Consider the following 19,473-nt stretch of genomic DNA (forward strand, 5'->3'; position numbering starts at 1 on the left):
AATAAATAGGGATCTTGAAGGTTTTTCAAAACATATTTGAGTGGAGGTACCTATGAGTAAATTGAAAATGTGGGTCGTGTCTATCCTGGCAGTACTCGTCTTAGGTGGAGGCGGCTGGACAGCATATCAAGCAATCGCACAAAAGAATTCATTGAATCATGCCTATGCATTTGCGTATAAAACGAAGGATAAAATGAGCTGGTTTGAGATATCTGAGAATAAAGGCAAAGTAACGGGGCATCTAAACGAAAAGTATATAGAAGAAATATGGTGGGATCCCAAAATATATAATAAACAATATGTAGTGTCCGGGAGTTCAAAGGAAAACGGTTATGAATTTCGAGTCAAACAAGGCAAAGAAACAATCATATACGAAGTTCGAATGTCCGGTAAAGACCTATCTGTGAAAAAACAAGGTGATAAGAAAAGCAGGATATATAAAGCAATCAATCGAAAAAAGCTAGATTCGTATCACAAAAAAATTCAAGATCGACATCAACATCTAGTTGATACATCAGAAACTAGATTTTATGACAATATGAGACACTTCAGGGATAAAGTGGAGAAGGTATATGGTTTTCTATATACGGCAGAGGACAAACAACTATTTTTACAAGTGGAAAGCATGCATATTGAGAATGGATGGCTCGGCTCTTTTCTAATAACAACTGTTTCTGAAGATGGTTGTAAGCCATATAAAGAAATGAAATTAGAAGTCGGAGGCTTTACGGATGGTGGAGGATTTTTAGACATGAGCTATGATCCTATAATTGAACAAGGTGTACTGATAGGTTCGACTGATCGAGATGCAAAATCAATCAAACTGCCAGTTAAAAAGACCAACGGTACAATAGAGTTAAGAGCTTTCACGCGTCAGGAATATAAAAAACTCCCTAAACCATATATCATGACAGGAGATTCGGTAGAGTTAAAAGCTGTCACGAAAAAGGAATATGAAAAACAAGCGAAAGCATTTAAAAAGAAAGCAGAAGAAAAGAGAAAATAGGTGATCTTAAACCAGATGAGTGAATCAACTTATCTGGTTTTTTATGGAGAAACATTTGGTTGATTGATGATAGAAGGAACAAAAGAGTTGCTTTAAGTAAATAAAGAAAAGTATTTTGGGTATATAGACCTTAATAATTTTTAGAAAAATAAATGTTGACGCTTTCATATAATCAATATATACTAAAAACAAATCCAATATAAATAAATTAGACATGTGACTGGTCATGCAGGCAGGATCTAAAAACGATGAATTTCTTTAATTTGTCGTTTTAGATCCTTTTTTTATTGCCAAAATATAGGTCTCATGTATGAGAAAAGGAGGAGAAAAAATGGATTACACACAAGTCGCCAAAGATGTTTTACAGCATGTAGGTGGTAAAGAAAACATTGCGCACCTTGAACACTGCTCAACAAGACTTCGCTTCACACTAATTGATCAGAAAAAAGCAGATGTACCAGCATTAGAAAAAACACCAGGTGTCATAGCTGTCAGAATGTCAGGACAATGCCAAGTGGTCATTGGAAATGACGTGATTGAAGTGTATCAACAGGTAACAAATTTAATGGGAGGCAGCTCGTCTGGGCAAGGCGTGCCATCCAATCAGCCAAAAGAAAAAAGAAAAGTAGGCACAGTTCTATTAGATTTCATTGTGGGTGTCTTCCAGCCGCTTGTTCCGGCTATCGCAGGCGGAGGGATTTTAAAATCATTTCTTCTCCTTTTCTCTTTATTAGGCTGGGTTGATGCAAAAGGCCAAACCTATCAAATACTGAACATGGTGGGTGACGCACCACTATACTTCCTGCCATTACTAGTCGCTGTCACAACGGCAAATAAACTAAAGGTAAACCCACTGGTCGCATTATCAGCAGTCGGTGCACTCCTTCTTCCGAACATGACAGCCATGCTTACTGAAGGTGCGCAATTAATGTCATTCGACGTAAAAAATATAGCTTATGCGTATCAAGTGTTTCCAGCAATCCTTTCTGTATTGCTTTACGCTCAAATGGAAAAATTCTTCACACGATTTTCACCAAAACCAATTCGGATTTTCTTTGTCCCAATGATGTCATTAGTCATTACTGTACCCGTTACGTTACTGTTATTAGGACCACTTGGTTTTACGGCGGGACAAGGGTTTTCATCCGTTATTCTTGCGATGTTTAATACAGTAGGCTGGGTAGCTGTCGCAATCTTAGCAGCGGTACTCCCGTTTATGGTTGCATCAGGCATGCACAAAGCAATGGTCCCTTATGCAGTGACAACGATGGGGAACCTCGGGAAAGAAGCACTTTATTTACCAGCATCACTTGCGCATAATATTGCGGAAAGTGGAGCATGTTTCGCAGTGGCACTACGCACGAAAGACAAGGTACTCAGATCAACAGCCATTTCGGCAGGAATTTCAGCATTTTTTGGCATCACAGAACCTGCTTTGTATGGTGTGACACTTCAAAATAAACGCGTACTTGGAAGTGTCATGATTGGTTCGTTTGTTGGCGGGATCTTCATTGGATTAGTTGGTATACAAGCCTTTGTACTTGTTGGTCCTGGATTAGCAAGTATGTCGATGTTTATATCAGATGAGCTTCCACGAAATCTAATGTTTGCTGTCATTGGAGCTGTCATTTCCTTCGTTGTTGCTTTTATCGCTGCTTTTGTATTAGGTAAGGATAAACAAGTAGAAGAAAAGACAAATGATCAAGATGCATTTGCTGAACAAATTGGAGCAGGGGAAACTTTCAAAAGCCCTGTGATTGGTCAAATGATCTCTCTATCTGAAGTAAAAGATGATATATTCTCTTCAAAGGTCATGGGAGACGGAATTGCCATTATTCCTTCAGAAGGAGCGCTATATGCACCAGTAGAAGGTGAGGTCACCTTGCTGTTCGAAACAAACCATGCACTTGGTATGAAAACGGACAAAGGGGTGGAAGTATTATTCCACATTGGCATTGATACTGTACAGTTGGAAGGACAGTATTTTTATCCAAAAGTGCAGGCAGGAGATCGTGTACAAGCAGGGGATTTACTCATTGAATTTGATGTAGAAAAAATCATGGAAGCAGGATACGATCCAGTTACGCTTGCTGTCATCACGAATACAGATCAATATGATATTAAGGTACAGCCATTACAAGAGGTCAATCGCCAAGATACATTGATGGTTATCACCCAATTAGGAGGCTAAACATATGACGACAATAAAAGGTTTTCCAAAAGGATTTTTATGGGGCGGCGCCATTGCCGCCAACCAAGCAGAAGGCGCTTGGAATGTAGATGGAAAGGGCCCATCTGTTGCTGATATTGCGATGTACAGGTCTAATTTGAGTGTAGAAGATTATGAAGGGCATCTAGCTGTTACTTCTGAAAATATAGATCGAGCGATGAAAGACCCAGATGATAAAAAGTATCCAAAACGCAGAGGTGTTGATTTCTATCATCACTATAAAGAGGATTTGGCTCTATTTGCTGAAATGGGTTTTAAAACTCTTCGCATCTCTATTGCATGGAGCCGTATCTTCCCAACTGGAGAAGAGAACGAACCAAATGAAAAAGGACTCCAATTTTACGATCGTGTATTTGCAGAAATGAAAAAACACAACATAGAACCGATTGTGACACTGTCACATTATGAAATGCCGTTAGCACTGAGCGTGAAATATAATGGCTGGGTTGAAAGAAAAGTCGTTGATCTCTTTGTTAAGTTCGCCAATGTATGTTTTGAACGCTATAAACATGATGTGAAATATTGGCTGACCTTTAATGAAATAGATAGTATTCACCGCCACTCTTTTATTACAGCAGGAATTATTCCTGATCGCTGCCCAGAAGGGAAAGAGGAAGAGACGGTTTATCAAGCACTCCATCATCAATTCATTGCCTCTGCACTCGTAACAGCAGATTGTCATCGCATCATACAAGGCAGTCAAGTAGGGTGTATGCTGACAAAATTAACAACGTATCCGCACACTTGTCATCCGAATGATGTGAAGCGGGCATTGAAACAAAACTTAGAAAACTATTTCTATGCAGATGTTCAGGTATTTGGTGAATACCCGCCGCTTATCAAGCGCATGCTTGAGAGAAAAAACATTCATATCCAAATGGAATCAGATGATCTTTCTATTTTAAAAGAAAATACAGTAGATTTTATCTCGTTCAGCTACTATATGTCTTTAACTGAATCAGCTGATGAAGGATTAGAAAAAACGGATGGAAATACCATCCGTGGGGTCAAAAATCCTTACCTTCCATCTACTGATTGGGGATGGCAAATTGATCCGGTTGGTCTGAAAATTTCTTTAATAGAATTATATGATCGTTATCAAAAACCACTGATCATTGTAGAAAACGGCATGGGTGCAAAAGATGTTGTTGAAAGTGATGGATCAATTCACGATGATTATCGTATTAACTATTTCAAAGAGCATTTCCGCCAAATGAGAGAAGCGGTGGAAGAAGGCGTTGACCTCTTCGGATATACGAGCTGGGGCTCAATTGATATTATTAGTGCAGGTACATCACAGATGTCAAAACGATACGGGTTCATTCATGTAGATCAAGATGACGATGGAAACGGTACATTAAAACGTTCTCGTAAAGACTCATTTTATTGGTACAAAAAGGTCATTGAAACAAATGGTGAATCGCTTGATTGAAAAACCACAATCATGAAAACAGGTGATGACGATGTTTAAAATCAAAAAAGTTTTAAACTCGAGTGTGGTTCTGGCTGAAGATCAGAACCAACAGGAGATGGTTCTATTCGGCCGTGGGATTGGTTATGGACAAAAACCAGGTCAAATGATTGAAGAAAAGAAGGCAGATCAAGTGTTTATGTCTGTCGATAACATGAGAGCGAAGGAATTTCTCCAACTATTAGATTCAATGCCACAAGAGTTTATCGATTTAACTCAGCATATTGTTCAATATGCTGAAAAACGCTTAAACTCAAGTCTGAATTCTGGTGTCTATTTTACCTTGATGGACCACTTGAATTTTGCAGTAGAACGGCACAAGAAGAACATTAATATTACAAATCGAGTATACTGGGAAATCAAAAACTACTATACCGAAGAATTTGAAGTAGGTAATTATGCGCTTGAGTTAGTCAACAATACATTGGGCATTCAATTACCAAAGGAAGAAGCGGCCAATATCGCCTTCCATTTAATTAATGCGTTAGGTGAAGAGTCCGATTCCAAAGATGGCATGAAGTATGCAAAGATGATCGGAAGTATTGTGAATCTTGTCCGCTATACGTTGAATATGAAAATGGATCAAGAGAATATTCATTACAGCCGATTTATTACACATGTGAAATTCTTTGTTGAAAGATTCTACGCAAATAAATTATTATCAGATCAAGAAAATGAGTTGTTTGAACAAATTGCACACTTGTATCCTCAAGCGATGGATGTAGCTTTCAAAATCAAAGATTATATTAAACAGGTGCATAGTATTGTTATTCCAAATGACGAACTTACGTATCTGGCGGTACATATTCACCGCCTCATTTCTTATCAAGAACTGAAATAAATGTGGACCACTTGCCTTGTAATAAGGCAAGTGGTTATTTGTATTGTATCGGTTTATGTTCCGATAGGTCGTTCTGTTGGGCCAAGATTTGTATCATTTAACGAATTGTAAGACACCGTTTGTCCGAAAACAACGATAGCTAAAGCGAAAATGAGTAAACTCACTTTTTTCATCATAATTCCTCCAATTAAGTGTAGTGTGTTCCAATTGATAGGCATCCTTCAAAAAGAGGTATGCTTGGTGAATTGAACCCAGCTCTTCAAAGTGTTTGGCAGCTAGTGCACTTAATTCACGGGCACCTTCAACATCCTTTAATTCTTTCAGAATACTGATGTCATCGAAACAGGTTTTAGCTTTTTTGGATATGTCTTCAGTGAAATATAGGTGATAGAGAAAATTCATTTTTGCTGTATAGATGGGGTTTCTGTCTATTTCTTGTTTTTGTTTGACCAATTCAAAATAATAGAGAGCTTGCGACTTTTCATCAATGGAGAGTAGCTCTTTTAGTAACATAAACATGGAGTGTTCGAAATAACAAGATGAAAGGTAGTCATCATCACTAAGAGCCTTTTCTAGGGCATCAATACATTTTTTTGATTCTCCAACTTCAGCATATAGAATACTGATATTGTGATAAAGCTGTGATGCTAAAAAATGATCGTTTAATTGATTTGAGATGTGTAATGCTTTTGTGTAGTAATTCTCAGCTCTTTTGAAATCGCCAATATCCATGAAGTTGGTGGCTGCAATCACAAAAGCTGCTGCCAGTCTTCTTTCATAGCCATCATGCCCTTTGAAAATATCGATAGCATTCTGAATATAATGAAGTGAAATCAGGCTTTGGCGAAGCATCATATATAGGTTTGCGACCTTCGTATGGAATTCTGCTACTTCTATTTCATCAGGAATGTTTTGTAGTTTTTTCTCAGCAATTTTAAACAGTCCGATGGCTGATGCATAGTCTCTGTTATATGAAGCGTAAAGAGCTTTATATAGGTAAAAATAGTATTCAATTAAGTCGTTTGTTTTAGAAGGGTATTCTAGCACTGTCGGTTCATTTAGTTTTTTACCTCTTCGTTCATATAACATGAGCTTAAACTTGCCTTCTAGCAATGAATAGTAGGTCAAGACCTCCTGATTCTCTTCCATCTCTTGAAGTAATTCCTTTAATTCTGTGTAGATTGTCTTTGCATTGTGTACATCATGCTTACGAATGGCAATTCGCCAATCATTTAAACGATTCCCCACCTGTTCAGCTGAAATGATTTTCATGGAAATTTCACCTCTTTAACATCCTTTCGCCTGTTTCAATAAAAAACGATATCACAATTTTTGGTAAAATATAATCGTTTCTGGGAGGTGATTGACAGGAGGTAATAAAAAGGACCTTATGTCATGAGATGTACGTTATTGTAATGATGATTGATTGTTTATTCAAATGAGTAAAATCTTTTTTTGGAAGTCTAAAAACGTGATAGATACTATTAGTTTTAAGTTTATGGTCGACAATACCATCTGAATATATGAAATAAAGCTATTTTAGCTATGAGAAAAGAACAATGAAAGGTCGATCTAGAAGGGAAAATCAGTTATGATGTTGCTAGATGATTTTGGAAAAGAAACTGGTAGTTACTGAGAAAGGTGAATATCCGAGACAAGTGTTGACCTTTCAGAAAGGATGTTGAAATGAAAAAAAGATTTCAAATGTTAAACTGGCAAATGACAATTGTGATGACGACGCTTTTACTTGTTTTAGTCACTCTTTATATCTCAAAGAGATACTTTTATAGCAAAGAAATTGAGTTGCTGACAGAATCTTGTCAACAAGAAGACGGCAAAATCATACTAGAAACAAATAGTTTGACTATGGATTACTCCTTTGAGTGTAAGAAAAAATAAAACAGGCAGCTTTCTGCCTGTTTGACACCAATTAAAACCCTAAGTTTTGTAACCACTTGTTTAACAAGGCCTCTCGTTTCTCAGCGGTGAAGCGATCGTATTTTCCTAAATTTAAATGAGCTGAAATTTCACCGTCATTCATAAACAAAATTCTTTCAGAGCAAAGGGCCACTTTTGGATCATGGGTGGCGAGAAGCAGAGTTGTTCCTTCAGAATTGATTAGTGAAAAAATATCCATGACTTCCTTTGTGGTGCTTGAATTTAGAGCACCTGTGGGCTCATCTGCAAAAAGAATGTTTGGTTTATTCATAAGAGCTCGACAGATAGAGGCTCTTTGGAGCTGTCCTCCTGATACTTCTGATAAATATCTATCAGCTAAATGATCAATATCAAGTTTCTCCATTAGATATTTTGCTCGTTCATTGACTTCTTTTCTCGGCATTTTCTTCGCTAAGTAAGCTGCAGCAATTATGTTATCAAATAGATTGAGGTTTTTTAGTAAGTGGCTGTGTTGAAAGACGAATCCCATCTCTGATAAGCGCAAAGCTGTTAACTGTTTGTCTGTCATTTCTGATAGCAGTTGACCTTTATATTTGATTTCCCCTCTGGAGGATGTCTCTATACCGCTAAGTTGATAAAGCAAAGAGGTTTTTCCACATCCTGAAGGTCCCATAATGGTGACAAATTCTCCACGTTTAATGGTTAAGTGAATATTTCTAAGAATGGTCTGTTTTTGTCCTTTTAATGAATCAATTTGTAAAGACAATTGTTTCGCTTCAATTAATTGTTCCATGTGAAACATCTCCTTATGAAAGTGTATGACGGCTGATTTTACTAGAAAAAAAGGACTTCAATAACCACGAGATGACAGTTAAATTCACCATAAACAGCAGGAGAGGATACACGATCCAAACCCATTTCGGGGCTAACCACTGAAGGCTGGATGCTCCTAATGATGCTCCGCCTGCACTCATTAACGCCGGACCAATAGTATGAACAGCGATTGCTCCAATGAAGGCACCAATAGAGAGAACGACGATAAAACTTGTTAAGTATTGATAGGTTAAATCTTTTTGAGAAAAACCAATCGTCCTTAACAAGTGAGTACGATTTAAATCTTTCGCCCTTAACATGTGTAGAAACATCATTAACATGAGGCTGGCTGTTCCAAAAGCTGCGATGGTTGAAAATAATGCAATCACTTTTACTAGAGATGCGGTGCTTCCTATTGTTTGATGCACATATTCTTTCATATCTGTCACTTTTGCAGGAGACATATTTGTTTCAAGTGCTGCTTTTTTTCCTGCCATATCTATTCCTTGTTTTAATTGTATTTGAATGGTTTTCCAAAGGGATGATTGAGGAAAAGGCTGAGATAATGCTTTAGCAGTTTTCCCTCCGTTGGTGACGTCTTGATAAATGCCGGTAACCATTTTTTGAACTTGCTGCCCATTTGTGGCGAGAGTGACTTTTTCGCCTATCTTTTTCTGAAGTGAGTCAGCACTCAACACCGATAAAGCAATCTCTTCCTCCTTCAACGGTTCCCTTCCTTGTAAATAGGTGAGAGGGAATGCTGATAGATCACCTGTTTCTAAATAGAGCGTTTCTAATGTATTCTCCATTGTTTTGGCTTGTAGAGAAGTTGTTTCATAGACGGCAGATGTTTGAATGTCTTGGTCTTCGCTAATCATAGACTCTATTTTATTTGTACTTTTCTCTAAATGATTTCCCTGCCGAATATCAATTCGAAGGTCACTTTTTCCTGAGCCAAGATATGTGATGAAATCTGGTGATTGTAATGTGTACCATAACTGAATCGGCATCAACATTAAAAATGTACAAAGCGCGATAATACAAGTAATTGTTGAATACATCTTTATTCGCGAGAACAGATCTTTCAAACCAAACCAAAAATTTACTGGGAGGAATCTGTTTTTCTGGAGGTGCATAGGAATTTGTTTTTTATGGATTGGTGAGCTTATGCCGCCTTGAATGGCTTGAGCGGCTGATATTTGTCCAAATCTCCTTAGGACAGCATAGCTGAATGAGATGACGATCATTGCCGTCAAAATTGACACCAAAAGCGGGATCACCTGATGAATAAAAGAGAGGCGATTCCCCATATATTGCTGAATATTGGCTGTAAACAAATCACCAAACATGAGCGTCATTAAATATCCTGCTATACACCCTATACAGGTAAGCACAGCATATTTCCCAACGTATAATTGTTTGATTTTTGATAAAGGGATTCCAAGTACTTTTAAGATTCCAATTTCACGTTCATCCTCTTCTATAGCGGCGGTCATAGCGAGACGAAGAGAGAGGAGAGAAATGCTAATGAGCAGAAAGCAGACAAGAAGGAGAATGGCGATCACCATACCATCTGTTAGGGCATTCAGCATGCGAAGCAGGGGTAATGTGACAGCAGGCCCCTGTTGTGGCAGCTCAGATGATTGATAGAGTGATTGAAAAGCATCTGCTTGACCAGCAACATGCAATAAAAATTCAATTAAGTACTCCTTTTTTTGAAACACTTGATTCAGTGCCGCCCAGTCCGCATCATGCAGAAGAAATCTCTTTGAACTGACAAGACTTGGATTCATTTGGGCATCTCGTAAGAACGTTTTGATTTGAAAAGAGAATTGATGAGAGCCTTTTGTAATGAGTAACCTTTCGCCAATCTTTAAGTGGTATTTTTGTTGAAAATAAATAGGGACTGCTACTTCTCCTTTATTGACAGTGAGCTTTTCATTTCGTTCGTTTAAAAGGAAATCAAAATAGCGATTTTGCTTTACAAATAAATGATCCATCACACCCGCTTGAGCAGGCTCCTGCCCGAACTTGATGCTGACATGTTCGATCGGAATCATTGGAACAATTTGATGTGCCTTCACCATCGACTGTTTACTTGAAAATGTATCGACCGCTTTTTCATCTAAGCTCCCATCGTGCATTTGGACAAAGTCTGGTGCTTTGGCTGATTGGAGTAAATCAGAAATGGAACCATTCAACTGGACTGTCATTTGCGCAGCGCTTGTTGCTAAAAATGATGTCATCATGATGCAAAGGGTTAAGCCGATTGAAATGAGACGGTGGCGGGTTAGGTCTTTCTTGATAAACGTCAATCTCATGAGGCTGATTCTCCTTCATGTCGAAGCATATTTTTTGTAAGGAAGGCAAGTGCAAACATCAAGGCACTGACGATTAACACGGTCACATACATGCTGGCGGAAAAAGTGTTGAACAAGAACCCGTACATCATTTGACCGAGCGGTGCAGCACATTGAGAGACCATTGTCAGATTGGCCATGACTTTTCCTAATTGAGCATTGGGTGTTTTCTTTTGCACATGTGAGATGACAACGATCGAAATCATGGTGAGCAGCATGGCAATTGGGAGACACCCTGCTAAAAAGAGAAAATAGGCTGGAAATGTACCAAATTGAAGAGCCATCTTGGATGTTGAAAAAGCAACAGGCAGCAAAATGACTGCGATGACGAGCAGCCAGCGATACAAAGTAGGAATGCGCCAATGTTTCGCTACAAGCCCAACTAGCAGGGCGCCTGCGATGACGGCAAACTCAATGATACCCATTCCTATTCCGTACATGATGTCACTGCTTTTCATTGTGACCCTTAAAATAATGGGACCTCCAACGATAAAAAATGGTGTGAGGATGAAATTTAGCAGCGCTGCAAGCAGCATGGCTCTTTTTAAAAATGGCTGGCTTCCGATATAGGAAAATCCTTGTTTCATATCTTTCAAGAGTACTTTGGTCATCGGTTCTGCGAGTGGGCTAGGTGAGAAAGAGATATTTAACCGTAAAAGCATGCATGCTGATAGAAAAAATACAATGCTGCTAGCGCCTATGATGACCTGGCTCCCAATGAGTCCGTATAAAACGCCGCCAATGATAGGAGCGACAACACCTGAAAGGGCCTGCACGCCATTCACGATGCCATTCGCTTGTTCTAATTTGTCTTCTTTCACTAGCTGAGGAATACTGGACATCACAGCAGGAGCATAAAACGTACTCATGACACCAAGGAGAATCATGACGGCTCCAATCATATAAAGTGAATCATGACCTGAAAATAACCAGAAATAAAAAGCCAGAATCATAATGCCAGTAAGAACATCAAATAAAATCATCAAATTTCTTCTGTTAAACCGGTCAGCAATTGCTCCTGCTAATGGCGAAAGGAGGAGCGGGATATTGGATAAAGCGAAAAGCAGAGCATATAAATCAACACGATGTGTCATATCCAAGACGTGTAAAGATAGAACAAAACGAATCAAGGAAGACCCGAAAACGGAAATAATTTGCCCGAGAACGAGATAGATAAAATGGGTGGAGCCATTTTTGGCTGATAACGACATGAAAATCACTCTCCTTTTAGACCGACCGTCAGTCTATAATGTATGCAGGATTGGTATTGAAGTGACCAATCACTGATTATTGTCTTCCGGTTCTCCAGTTAAACGTTGGAGAAGGAAGGAGAAACTTCCCTTTTCTGCATGTAATGAGGCTTCAAGGATTGCGATAAATGCTAGAGCTCGTTGTATGCTTTCCGCTGCGGTCCATTGGAAAAGTCCCTCATCAAAGATAACCTGAGCAGAAGCGAGGAGAAATTCGACAGTTTCTTGCGGGTAATCCGTTTGAAATATCCCTTCTTCTACCCCTTGCTGAATGACTTCTGCTAAAACGGGTGATAGCTCTGTAATGGCTTTGATCAAGCTTTTTTGATGCATCTCTGCATTAGCAGGCTGATGAAATTGTTCGATCATGCCTTCTTTATGGCTGCCCTGTTTAGGAGATTGTGCCATGATGATGCGAAATAATTTATCAACCACTGAGATATCTGGATCAGCGGCAATACGCTTTGCCTCGATGATATCTGCTTTTATGATCCGGTCAATGATTGCATCCATCACTTCTTCTTTGGAAGTAAAGTAATAATAGAATGTGCCTTTTGCAATGCCAACGGCTTTGAGGATGTCAATAATTGTGGTTTGCTGATAGCCTTTGGTTGAAAAAAGCTTCTCTGCTGCATTTAAGATGTCATTTTTGCGTTCCTCAGGATGTTTAACGGTTCTCATAAAGCCATCCTTTCTTTTGACTAGACTGTCGGTCGGTCCCTTGATTTGATTAAACACTTTTTGGCGTATCTTTGTCAACGGCTGTTTTTTTCAGCTTTGCATTTATTGTGCAATGACACTATGATACATTGAATGAAAACCCCTTCAGGAGAGATGCTGAATGCAATTTTTAACCAGTGAATTGGCGCAAGAGATGGTTGAACGTACGATGCATATTTTACATCAAAACATCAATGTCATGAATGCGGATGGTGTCATTATTGGGTCTGGTGAACGAAAAAGGATTGGACAAAAACATGATGGAGCACGTCTAGTGCTGTCAAGCGGAGATAGTGTGGAGATTGATCAGGAGACATCCCACCGCTTAAAAGGCGTGAGACCTGGAATCAATCTGCCTATTTGCTTTCGCGAACAAGTTGTTGGTGTCATTGGGATTACGGGTGAGCCAGGGGATATTCGTCATCATGCCGAGCTGGTGAAAATGGCAGCTGAGCTCGTATTAGAGCAGTCTTTTCTACTTGAACGCTTCCAGTGGCGGCAGCGAATAGAGAGTGAAATTGTGAATCAGCTCATCTCCGAGTCTGACATGGGTGATCATCAGCTGAAGCACCGTGCTGACTGGCTTGGAATGGATTTAGACAAGCGGCGAATGGCTATTGTTTTTCAGCCGATTCCATCGTCCGAGGATACGGTACACAAAATGATGCATGCCATTCAATACGATAAGAATGCGGATGATTTACTAGGCATGACCTTCCGTCATGAATTGATCCTGTTAAGACAGCCGATATGTGACCATCAATTCAAGCATGTGATGAAACAGCTACAACAAACAATGGCAGGTGCAGTTGATGGACAAGTGCTCGTGGGTGTAGGAACTGTCGCTGAGGATATGAGTCAATTACCGTTGTCCTTTCAGCATGCGAGAGAGGCCCTGCGGTTAGGAAAGGTGCTCCATCCAGAGGAAAGCATATATGTCTTTGAATCTTATCAGCTTGAAAGCTTGTTTATAAAAGCGAGAGCCGCCAAAGAGGGCAAACGGTGGAGTGATTTTTATCATCCGCTGATACAAGAAACGGAACTCGTTCAAACGTTAAAGGTTTACATTGAAGAGGGCGGGGACTTACAAAGAATCGTTGATCGTCTATTTATTCACCGCAATACACTGCGATATCGTTTAGATAAAATCCAGGCATTGACCGGAAAAGATCCTCGTCATGTGAAACAGTTGATGGAGCTGTACATAGCACAATTGGACCATCAACTGTCTTAATTGTGCATTTGCACAACTGGATAAAGAAATAAATAAAAGAAGTTCATCTAGATTCACAACTCGATCCCAATGGGTAAACGCTTACAATTAAGAAAAGACAATCAGGAGGGATGGAGTATGGGTGGAGATGTGACAGTAAGTACATTGGGCGCATTGACTGCGCTTGTGATCGCTATTGTTCTCATTCTAAAAAAAGTATCACCTGCTTATGGCATGCTGGCAGGCGCATTTATTGGCGGTTTGGTTGGCGGTGTAGATGTTGTGCAGACCGTGAACGTCATGATGGAAGGCGCAAAGGACATGATTCCGGCTGTTCTTCGAATCATGGCGGCAGGTGTACTGGCAGGGGTTTTAATTGAGTCGGGTGCAGCGTTATCTATTGCGGAGGCCATCGTGAAAAAACTTGGAGAGGCGAGGGCACTTTTAGCACTCGCACTTGCAACAATGATTTTAACAACGGTGGGTGTTTTTGTAGATGTAGCAGTCATTACAGTAGCACCAATCGCACTTGCCATTGCCAAGCGTGCAAAACTTTCTAAAACGGGGATTTTACTTGCGATGATTGGAGGAGGGAAGGCGGGGAATATCATGTCACCGAATCCGAATGCCATTGCAGCCTCTGATGCCTTTGGTGTACCGCTTACTTCCCTGATGGCGGCAGGTGTCATACCGGCTATTTTCGGGATAGCCGTCACATATGTATTAGCCAAAAAGCTTGCGAATAAAGGGACACCTGTTCTGGAAGAGGGAGCTGACCAAGGCGAGGTTCAAGTACCTGGTTTTCTACAAGCGCTTATAGGCCCGCTTGTGACCATTCTCTTGTTAGCCTTAAGACCGTTGTTTCAAATAAATATTGATCCAATGATTGCCTTACCAATAGGAGGAATTGTTGGCGCTCTTTTCATGAAAAAAGGGAAGTTTCTCAATGATTATGCGATGTCAGGGCTGCATAAAATGTCAGGTGTAGCGATCATGTTACTAGGGACAGGCACATTAGCTGGAATTGTATCGAATTCTTCCATGAAAGAGGTATTTATTCAGGCGCTTGACGCTTCGGGATTACCTCCTTACTTGCTTGCACCAACGTCTGGAATTTTTATGTCGGCAGCCACAGCTTCGACAACTGCAGGGACGGCAGTTGCAAGTGGTGTATTTAGCGGAACTCTTATTGGTCTTGGTGTATCTGCCCTTTCAGGCGCAGCTATGATTCACGCTGGCGCAACTGTTCTCGATCATATGCCGCACGGAAGCTTTTTCCATGCAACGGCGGGAAGTGTTCAAATGGATATAAAAGAACGGTTGAAATTAATGCCCTTTGAATCGTTAATTGGTTTGACATTAACTGTGGTATCGACCATTATCTTTGGTATTTTCCAGCTGTTCGGCTGAGGACTTAATGAGAAACGAGGGGTTTTTGGATGAAAATTGTGATCGCACCAGATTCATTTAAAGAAAGTTTATCTGCTTATGAGACAGCATGTGCCATCGAACGAGGATTTCGCTCTATTTTGCCATATGCAGAATATATGAAAATCCCAATGGCAGATGGAGGAGAAGGCACAGTTCAATCGTTAGTGGATGCGACAGGCGGAACCATTGTCCAGCAAGTGGTCACAGGTCCGCTTGACAAACCTGTGGATGCCTTTTTTGGTATGTTGGGAGATGGGCAGACAGCTGTCATAGAGATGGCAGCAGCATCAGGATTACATCTTGTTCCGCCAGAAAAACGGAACCCCTTATTCACGACGTCTAGAGGGACAGGAGAATTAATGCTTGCAGCGCTGGATAAAGGAGCGAAGCATTTAATCATTGGGCTTGGCGGAAGCGCAACAAATGATGGTGGCGTTGGCATGATGCAAGGTTTAGGTGCTTCTTTTCTCGATAAAGCAGGCCAAGACCTCACGCCGGGCGGTGGATCACTGAATCAATTAGCTTCTATTGATCTATCTCGACTGGATCCAAGATTGCGATCAGTCCGTCTGGAAGTGGCGTGTGATGTGGATAATCCTTTAACTGGTGAAAGAGGAGCGTCTGCTGTGTTCGGTCCTCAAAAGGGAGCAGATACAGAAATGGTTCAACTGTTGGACAAGAATTTATCTCATTTTGCACAAGTGGCTAAGCAGCAGCTTCATGTCTCCTTTGGGGATGCGGCAGGTGCAGGAGCGGCAGGAGGACTCGGCGCGAGTTTATTAGGCTTTTTACAGGCTGATCTGCAAAAGGGAATTGATATTGTACTGAAAGCCGTACATTTTGCTGACGTACTCAAGGACGCTGACCTAGTCATTACAGGGGAAGGGCGGATTGATCAGCAGACCATTTACGGCAAAACGCCGATCGGTGTAGCCAAAGCTGCGAAACAATATGGACTCCCTGTCATTGGCATCGCTGGGTCCCTCTCAAAAGACAGTGCAGTCGTACATGATCATGGCATTGATGCACTTTTTAGTATTGTCCCAGGCATCACGACTCTGGCTGAAGCCATGCATGATGCTAGTGTGCATGTAGAGAGAACAGCAAGGAATATTGCGGCTGTCATAACATTTGGAAGAGATAAGTAAATGATGAAAAATGTTTCCTTTTCTATCACATTCCTTTCTATAGAAATGTGGTAAAATGGTTCTAAATGAAAAAAAGTTGGAGGAAACACAAATGTCTAATCTACCGAATTGTCCATCGTGCAGTTCAACCTATACATACGAGGATGGCAGCATGCTTATTTGTCCAGAATGTGCGCATGAATGGTCGCTAGAACAAGAACAAGCGGCAGAGGAGCAGCTTGTTGTCAAAGATGCGAATGGAAATCTATTAAGTGATGGTGACACGGTCACTGTGATTAAAGATTTAAAAGTCAAAGGTTCTTCTTCGGTTTTAAAAATAGGGACGAAGGTCAAAGGGATTCGTTTAGTCGAAGGCGATCATAACATTGATTGTAAAATTCCTAGCTTTGGCGCGATGAAGTTAAAATCGGAGTTTGTGAAGAAAGTATAATATATGAAAAGAGGCTGTCGATCATCAGCCTCTTTTTTATTTCGATATTTATAGGTGAAAGGTATAATCTTAAACATCATTTCATACATATGTACCTATTGAAAATCATTCTTTTTTTAAAAAATCAAGCCTCTTTTCTTATAAAAATTCACGCTTTTCTTAACTCTACCTTAAAAAAGGCAGATGATTCTCTAAATTTTGCCTAATCCCCTTCACAACTTTTGGGCATTGCTGTACCATATGGAAGTGTTCTTCTATTTTTGACGGATCATGGTGTTTATCAGGAAATAGATGATAGATGATACTTAGACAAAGAAGGAGAGGTAACGTGACGAACGTTTTAGAACTGCAACATGTATCTAGGCATATTCGCGGGAAAAAGATTGTTCAAGACTTGAGTTTCTCTGTCCAAGCGGGCGAAGTCTTTGGCTTCTTAGGACCGAATGGCGCAGGAAAAACGACAACCATTCGCATGATGGTCGGTCTTTCTCCCATTACATCCGGTGACATTCTGATTAATGGTCATAGTATTCAAACCTCATATCAGCATGCCATCCAAGATGTCGGTGCAATTATTGAAAATCCAGAAATGTATAATCATTTAACGGCAAGACAAAACCTTGTTCATTTTGCCAGAATGAATGGAAAAGTGGATGAAGGTCGAATTGATGAACTGCTAGAACTAGTTAGTTTGCAGCATGTGAAACATAAGCGTGTCCGTACGTTTTCATTAGGAATGAAGCAGCGTTTGGGGATTGCTCAGGCATTGATACATAAACCGAAACTGCTAATCTTAGATGAGCCGACCAATGGACTAGATCCAGAGGGAATTCGTATGATACGAGATTACTTGAGAAGGCTGGCAAAGGAAGAAGGGCTTGCTGTCATTGTTTCAAGTCACCTCATGTCAGAAATGGAATTGATGTGTGATCGTTTCGCCATTATCCAAAAAGGAAAGCTGATTGCGATTGAGGATCAGCGTGCAGAGACGAAGCAGGATGATTTGGTCAACTATCGTATGAAAGTAGCATCAAGTGAGCTAGAAGAAACTCAAAAGCTCATTAAAGCATTTGAGGAAGGCATCACAGTTAGAGAAGAGGAGCAGTACTTATTCTTCTCCATCCTAGAAGAGAAAATGCCACAATTGATTCGTCATTTGAGCGAGGCTTCTATTCATTTGTACGAAATCAAAATAGAAAAACAAACCTTAGAAGATAAGTTCTTAAGCTTAACAGGTAAAAAGGAGGCAGACGTATGATTCGCCTCATTCAAAACGAGTGGATGAAAATCAGTTATCGTGTGGGTACTTGGATTATGGTTGGGCTTCTTGTTTTAGGTATGATTGCGACGTTGATTTTTGCACTTAAAACAAACGACGAAGATCAATCATCTGGAGCATGGAAAGCCCAGCTAGAGATGATGAATACTGAGAACAAGAAGGAACTCAAAGAAATAGAAAATGGTTACTTTAAAAGAAACCTTGAAAAAGAGATCGCTATTAATGATTATCGAATTAAGCATAACTTGCCGCCAGCTGATCAGTTTAGCGACAGTGTATGGGACTATGTGAAAACAAACGCCAGTTTACTTCAGCTTGTAGGTGTGTTTGTGATCATTATCGCTTCCACCATTGTCTCGGCTGAATACAAGCATGGTACAATTAAATTATTATTGATTCGCCCACCATCAAGACTAAAAATCTTAATATCTAAATATATTACGGTGCAACTGTATGCTCTTCTACTGGTGGTGGTGCTGTTTATCTTGTCATTTATATTGGGTGCCATTTTCTTCGGACTCAATACTGATTATGTGAGTGTGATCTATCAAAATGGTGAAGTGATTGAACGTTCGCAGTTTGCCAATATGGTTTTTTATTATTTAGCTAATTGCGCAATGTTTGTTGTGTTAGGGACACTTTCGTTCGCTATATCAACAATTTTCAGAAGTGAAGCTATCTCCATTGCCATTAGTGTGTTAGCTTATATTGTAGGTGGAACGATTACAGGTATTTTAATGCTCTTCTTTGATTGGACAAAATATTTGTTATTCGCAAATGATCCATCCCAATACTTTATGGAACAGGTTACTGTTATCGAAGGCATGTCCCTAGGTTTCTCACTAACGGTCCTAGTCATTTATTGGGCCATCTTCTTGGCGGTTGCTTTAATCGTCTTCCAAAAGCGAGAAGTAAAAACAGGTTAATTTAACTTTTTAGGAGGTTTCTATCAATGATTAAGCGTAAAGGTGAAAAAATTATGGGGATTATCAGTATTGTCCTCAACGTAATTGGTGTTGGTTTTGGGGCATTGATGCTCTCTGTGGACCCAGCAGTTTATGAAGAATTGAATGAAGTGTTAAAAGAGGAAGGCAGTGCCTTGCCAGTTGAAACACTTGAGGCATCGGTTCATGCCTTTGGCGTTCAGTTTATGGTTGTTTCCGCAATTGCGGCTGTTTTAGCCCTTGTTGGTGTGATTGTTTTGAAAACAGACCGCCGTGCCGTGCTTTCTGGTATTCTTTTCTTGGTTTCCGCTGTGACTCTTTTAATTGGAACTGTTGGTCTTGCTTTCGTTCCGATGATCTTGTTGCTAATCGTTGGATTGATGTCACTGATTAGAAAACCGAAAACAGACATTCACACGAGTGAATATCCTTCATAAT

Annotated in this window: 16 protein-coding genes; 11 read left to right on the top strand and 5 right to left on the bottom strand. The window is 40.1% G+C overall.

The window, feature by feature from the left end; genetic code table 11:
* The first annotated feature begins 52 nt into the window (after positions 1 to 52).
* The 4 genes from BA79_RS16415 (at position 53) to BA79_RS16430 (ending at position 5,548) form a co-directional block, all read left to right on the top strand.
* On the top strand, positions 53 to 1,006 hold the full coding sequence (locus tag BA79_RS16415) for a hypothetical protein (RefSeq protein WP_035703947.1): 954 nt from the start codon (positions 53 to 55) through the stop codon (positions 1,004 to 1,006).
* Positions 1,007 to 1,337: 331 nt separating this feature from the next.
* Positions 1,338 to 3,197 (top strand): beta-glucoside-specific PTS transporter subunit IIABC, encoded by a 1,860-nt coding sequence (locus tag BA79_RS16420; protein ID WP_035703951.1) that lies wholly within the window; start codon positions 1,338 to 1,340, stop codon positions 3,195 to 3,197.
* Between the two features lie 4 nt (positions 3,198 to 3,201).
* The gene (locus BA79_RS16425; protein ID WP_035703953.1) at positions 3,202 to 4,668 is read left to right on the top strand and encodes a glycoside hydrolase family 1 protein; all 1,467 of its coding nucleotides are present in this window, start codon (positions 3,202 to 3,204) and stop codon (positions 4,666 to 4,668) included.
* A gap of 31 nt (positions 4,669 to 4,699) precedes the next feature.
* Positions 4,700 to 5,548 (top strand): PRD domain-containing protein, encoded by an 849-nt coding sequence (locus BA79_RS16430; protein WP_008347382.1) that lies wholly within the window; start codon positions 4,700 to 4,702, stop codon positions 5,546 to 5,548.
* 93 nt (positions 5,549 to 5,641) lie between these two features.
* Here BA79_RS16430 and BA79_RS16435 read toward each other — a convergent pair whose 3' ends face one another.
* The 5 genes from BA79_RS16435 to BA79_RS16460 all read right to left on the bottom strand — a co-directional run bounded on the left by BA79_RS16435 (position 5,642) and on the right by BA79_RS16460 (position 12,551).
* On the bottom strand, positions 5,642 to 6,820 hold the full coding sequence (locus BA79_RS16435; RefSeq protein WP_035703956.1) for a response regulator aspartate phosphatase: 1,179 nt from the start codon (positions 6,818 to 6,820) through the stop codon (positions 5,642 to 5,644).
* Positions 6,821 to 7,478: 658 nt separating this feature from the next.
* Positions 7,479 to 8,240 (bottom strand): ABC transporter ATP-binding protein, encoded by a 762-nt coding sequence (locus tag BA79_RS16445; RefSeq protein ID WP_035703962.1) that lies wholly within the window; start codon positions 8,238 to 8,240, stop codon positions 7,479 to 7,481.
* Positions 8,241 to 8,253: 13 nt separating this feature from the next.
* Positions 8,254 to 10,581 carry an FtsX-like permease family protein gene (locus BA79_RS16450; protein WP_035703966.1) on the bottom strand — a complete coding sequence of 776 codons (2,328 nt, stop codon included), beginning with the start codon at positions 10,579 to 10,581 and terminating at the stop codon, positions 8,254 to 8,256.
* A complete protein-coding gene (locus BA79_RS16455) occupies positions 10,578 to 11,831 on the bottom strand; it encodes an MFS transporter (RefSeq protein ID WP_035703969.1) in 1,254 nt (417 codons plus the stop codon). Before BA79_RS16455 ends, BA79_RS16450 begins: the two co-directional genes overlap by 4 nt.
* A 69-nt stretch (positions 11,832 to 11,900) precedes the next feature.
* Positions 11,901 to 12,551, bottom strand: coding sequence for a TetR/AcrR family transcriptional regulator (locus tag BA79_RS16460; protein ID WP_035703974.1), 651 nt, complete (start codon positions 12,549 to 12,551; stop codon positions 11,901 to 11,903).
* 160 nt (positions 12,552 to 12,711) lie between these two features.
* Here BA79_RS16460 and BA79_RS16465 point away from each other — a divergent pair, with 160 nt between their 5' ends.
* The 7 genes from BA79_RS16465 to BA79_RS16495 all read left to right on the top strand — a co-directional run bounded on the left by BA79_RS16465 (position 12,712) and on the right by BA79_RS16495 (position 19,472).
* Positions 12,712 to 13,824, top strand: a complete 1,113-nt coding sequence (locus tag BA79_RS16465) for a CdaR family transcriptional regulator (protein WP_035703978.1) — start codon at positions 12,712 to 12,714, stop codon at positions 13,822 to 13,824.
* A 117-nt stretch (positions 13,825 to 13,941) separates the two neighbouring features.
* Entirely contained in the window at positions 13,942 to 15,213 is a 1,272-nt protein-coding gene (locus tag BA79_RS16470; protein WP_035703981.1) for a GntP family permease, read from the top strand.
* A gap of 29 nt (positions 15,214 to 15,242) precedes the next feature.
* Positions 15,243 to 16,382, top strand: coding sequence for a glycerate kinase (locus BA79_RS16475; RefSeq protein ID WP_035703983.1), 1,140 nt, complete (start codon positions 15,243 to 15,245; stop codon positions 16,380 to 16,382).
* Positions 16,383 to 16,473: 91 nt separating this feature from the next.
* A complete protein-coding gene (locus tag BA79_RS16480) occupies positions 16,474 to 16,812 on the top strand; it encodes a zinc ribbon domain-containing protein YjdM (RefSeq protein WP_017359922.1) in 339 nt (112 codons plus the stop codon).
* A gap of 328 nt (positions 16,813 to 17,140) precedes the next feature.
* A complete protein-coding gene (locus tag BA79_RS16485; protein WP_035390031.1) occupies positions 17,141 to 18,070 on the top strand; it encodes an ABC transporter ATP-binding protein in 930 nt (309 codons plus the stop codon).
* On the top strand, positions 18,067 to 19,017 hold the full coding sequence (locus BA79_RS16490; protein ID WP_035703987.1) for an ABC transporter permease: 951 nt from the start codon (positions 18,067 to 18,069) through the stop codon (positions 19,015 to 19,017). The genes BA79_RS16485 and BA79_RS16490 overlap by 4 nt, the downstream gene beginning before the upstream one ends.
* Positions 19,018 to 19,043: 26 nt before the next feature.
* Positions 19,044 to 19,472, top strand: a complete 429-nt coding sequence (locus BA79_RS16495) for a DUF4064 domain-containing protein (RefSeq protein ID WP_024720447.1) — start codon at positions 19,044 to 19,046, stop codon at positions 19,470 to 19,472.
* Position 19,473 lies beyond the last annotated feature (1 nt).

The organism is Bacillus altitudinis 41KF2b (assembly GCF_000691145.1).
In the GTDB taxonomy this organism is placed as follows: Bacteria; Bacillota; Bacilli; order Bacillales; family Bacillaceae; genus Bacillus; species Bacillus altitudinis.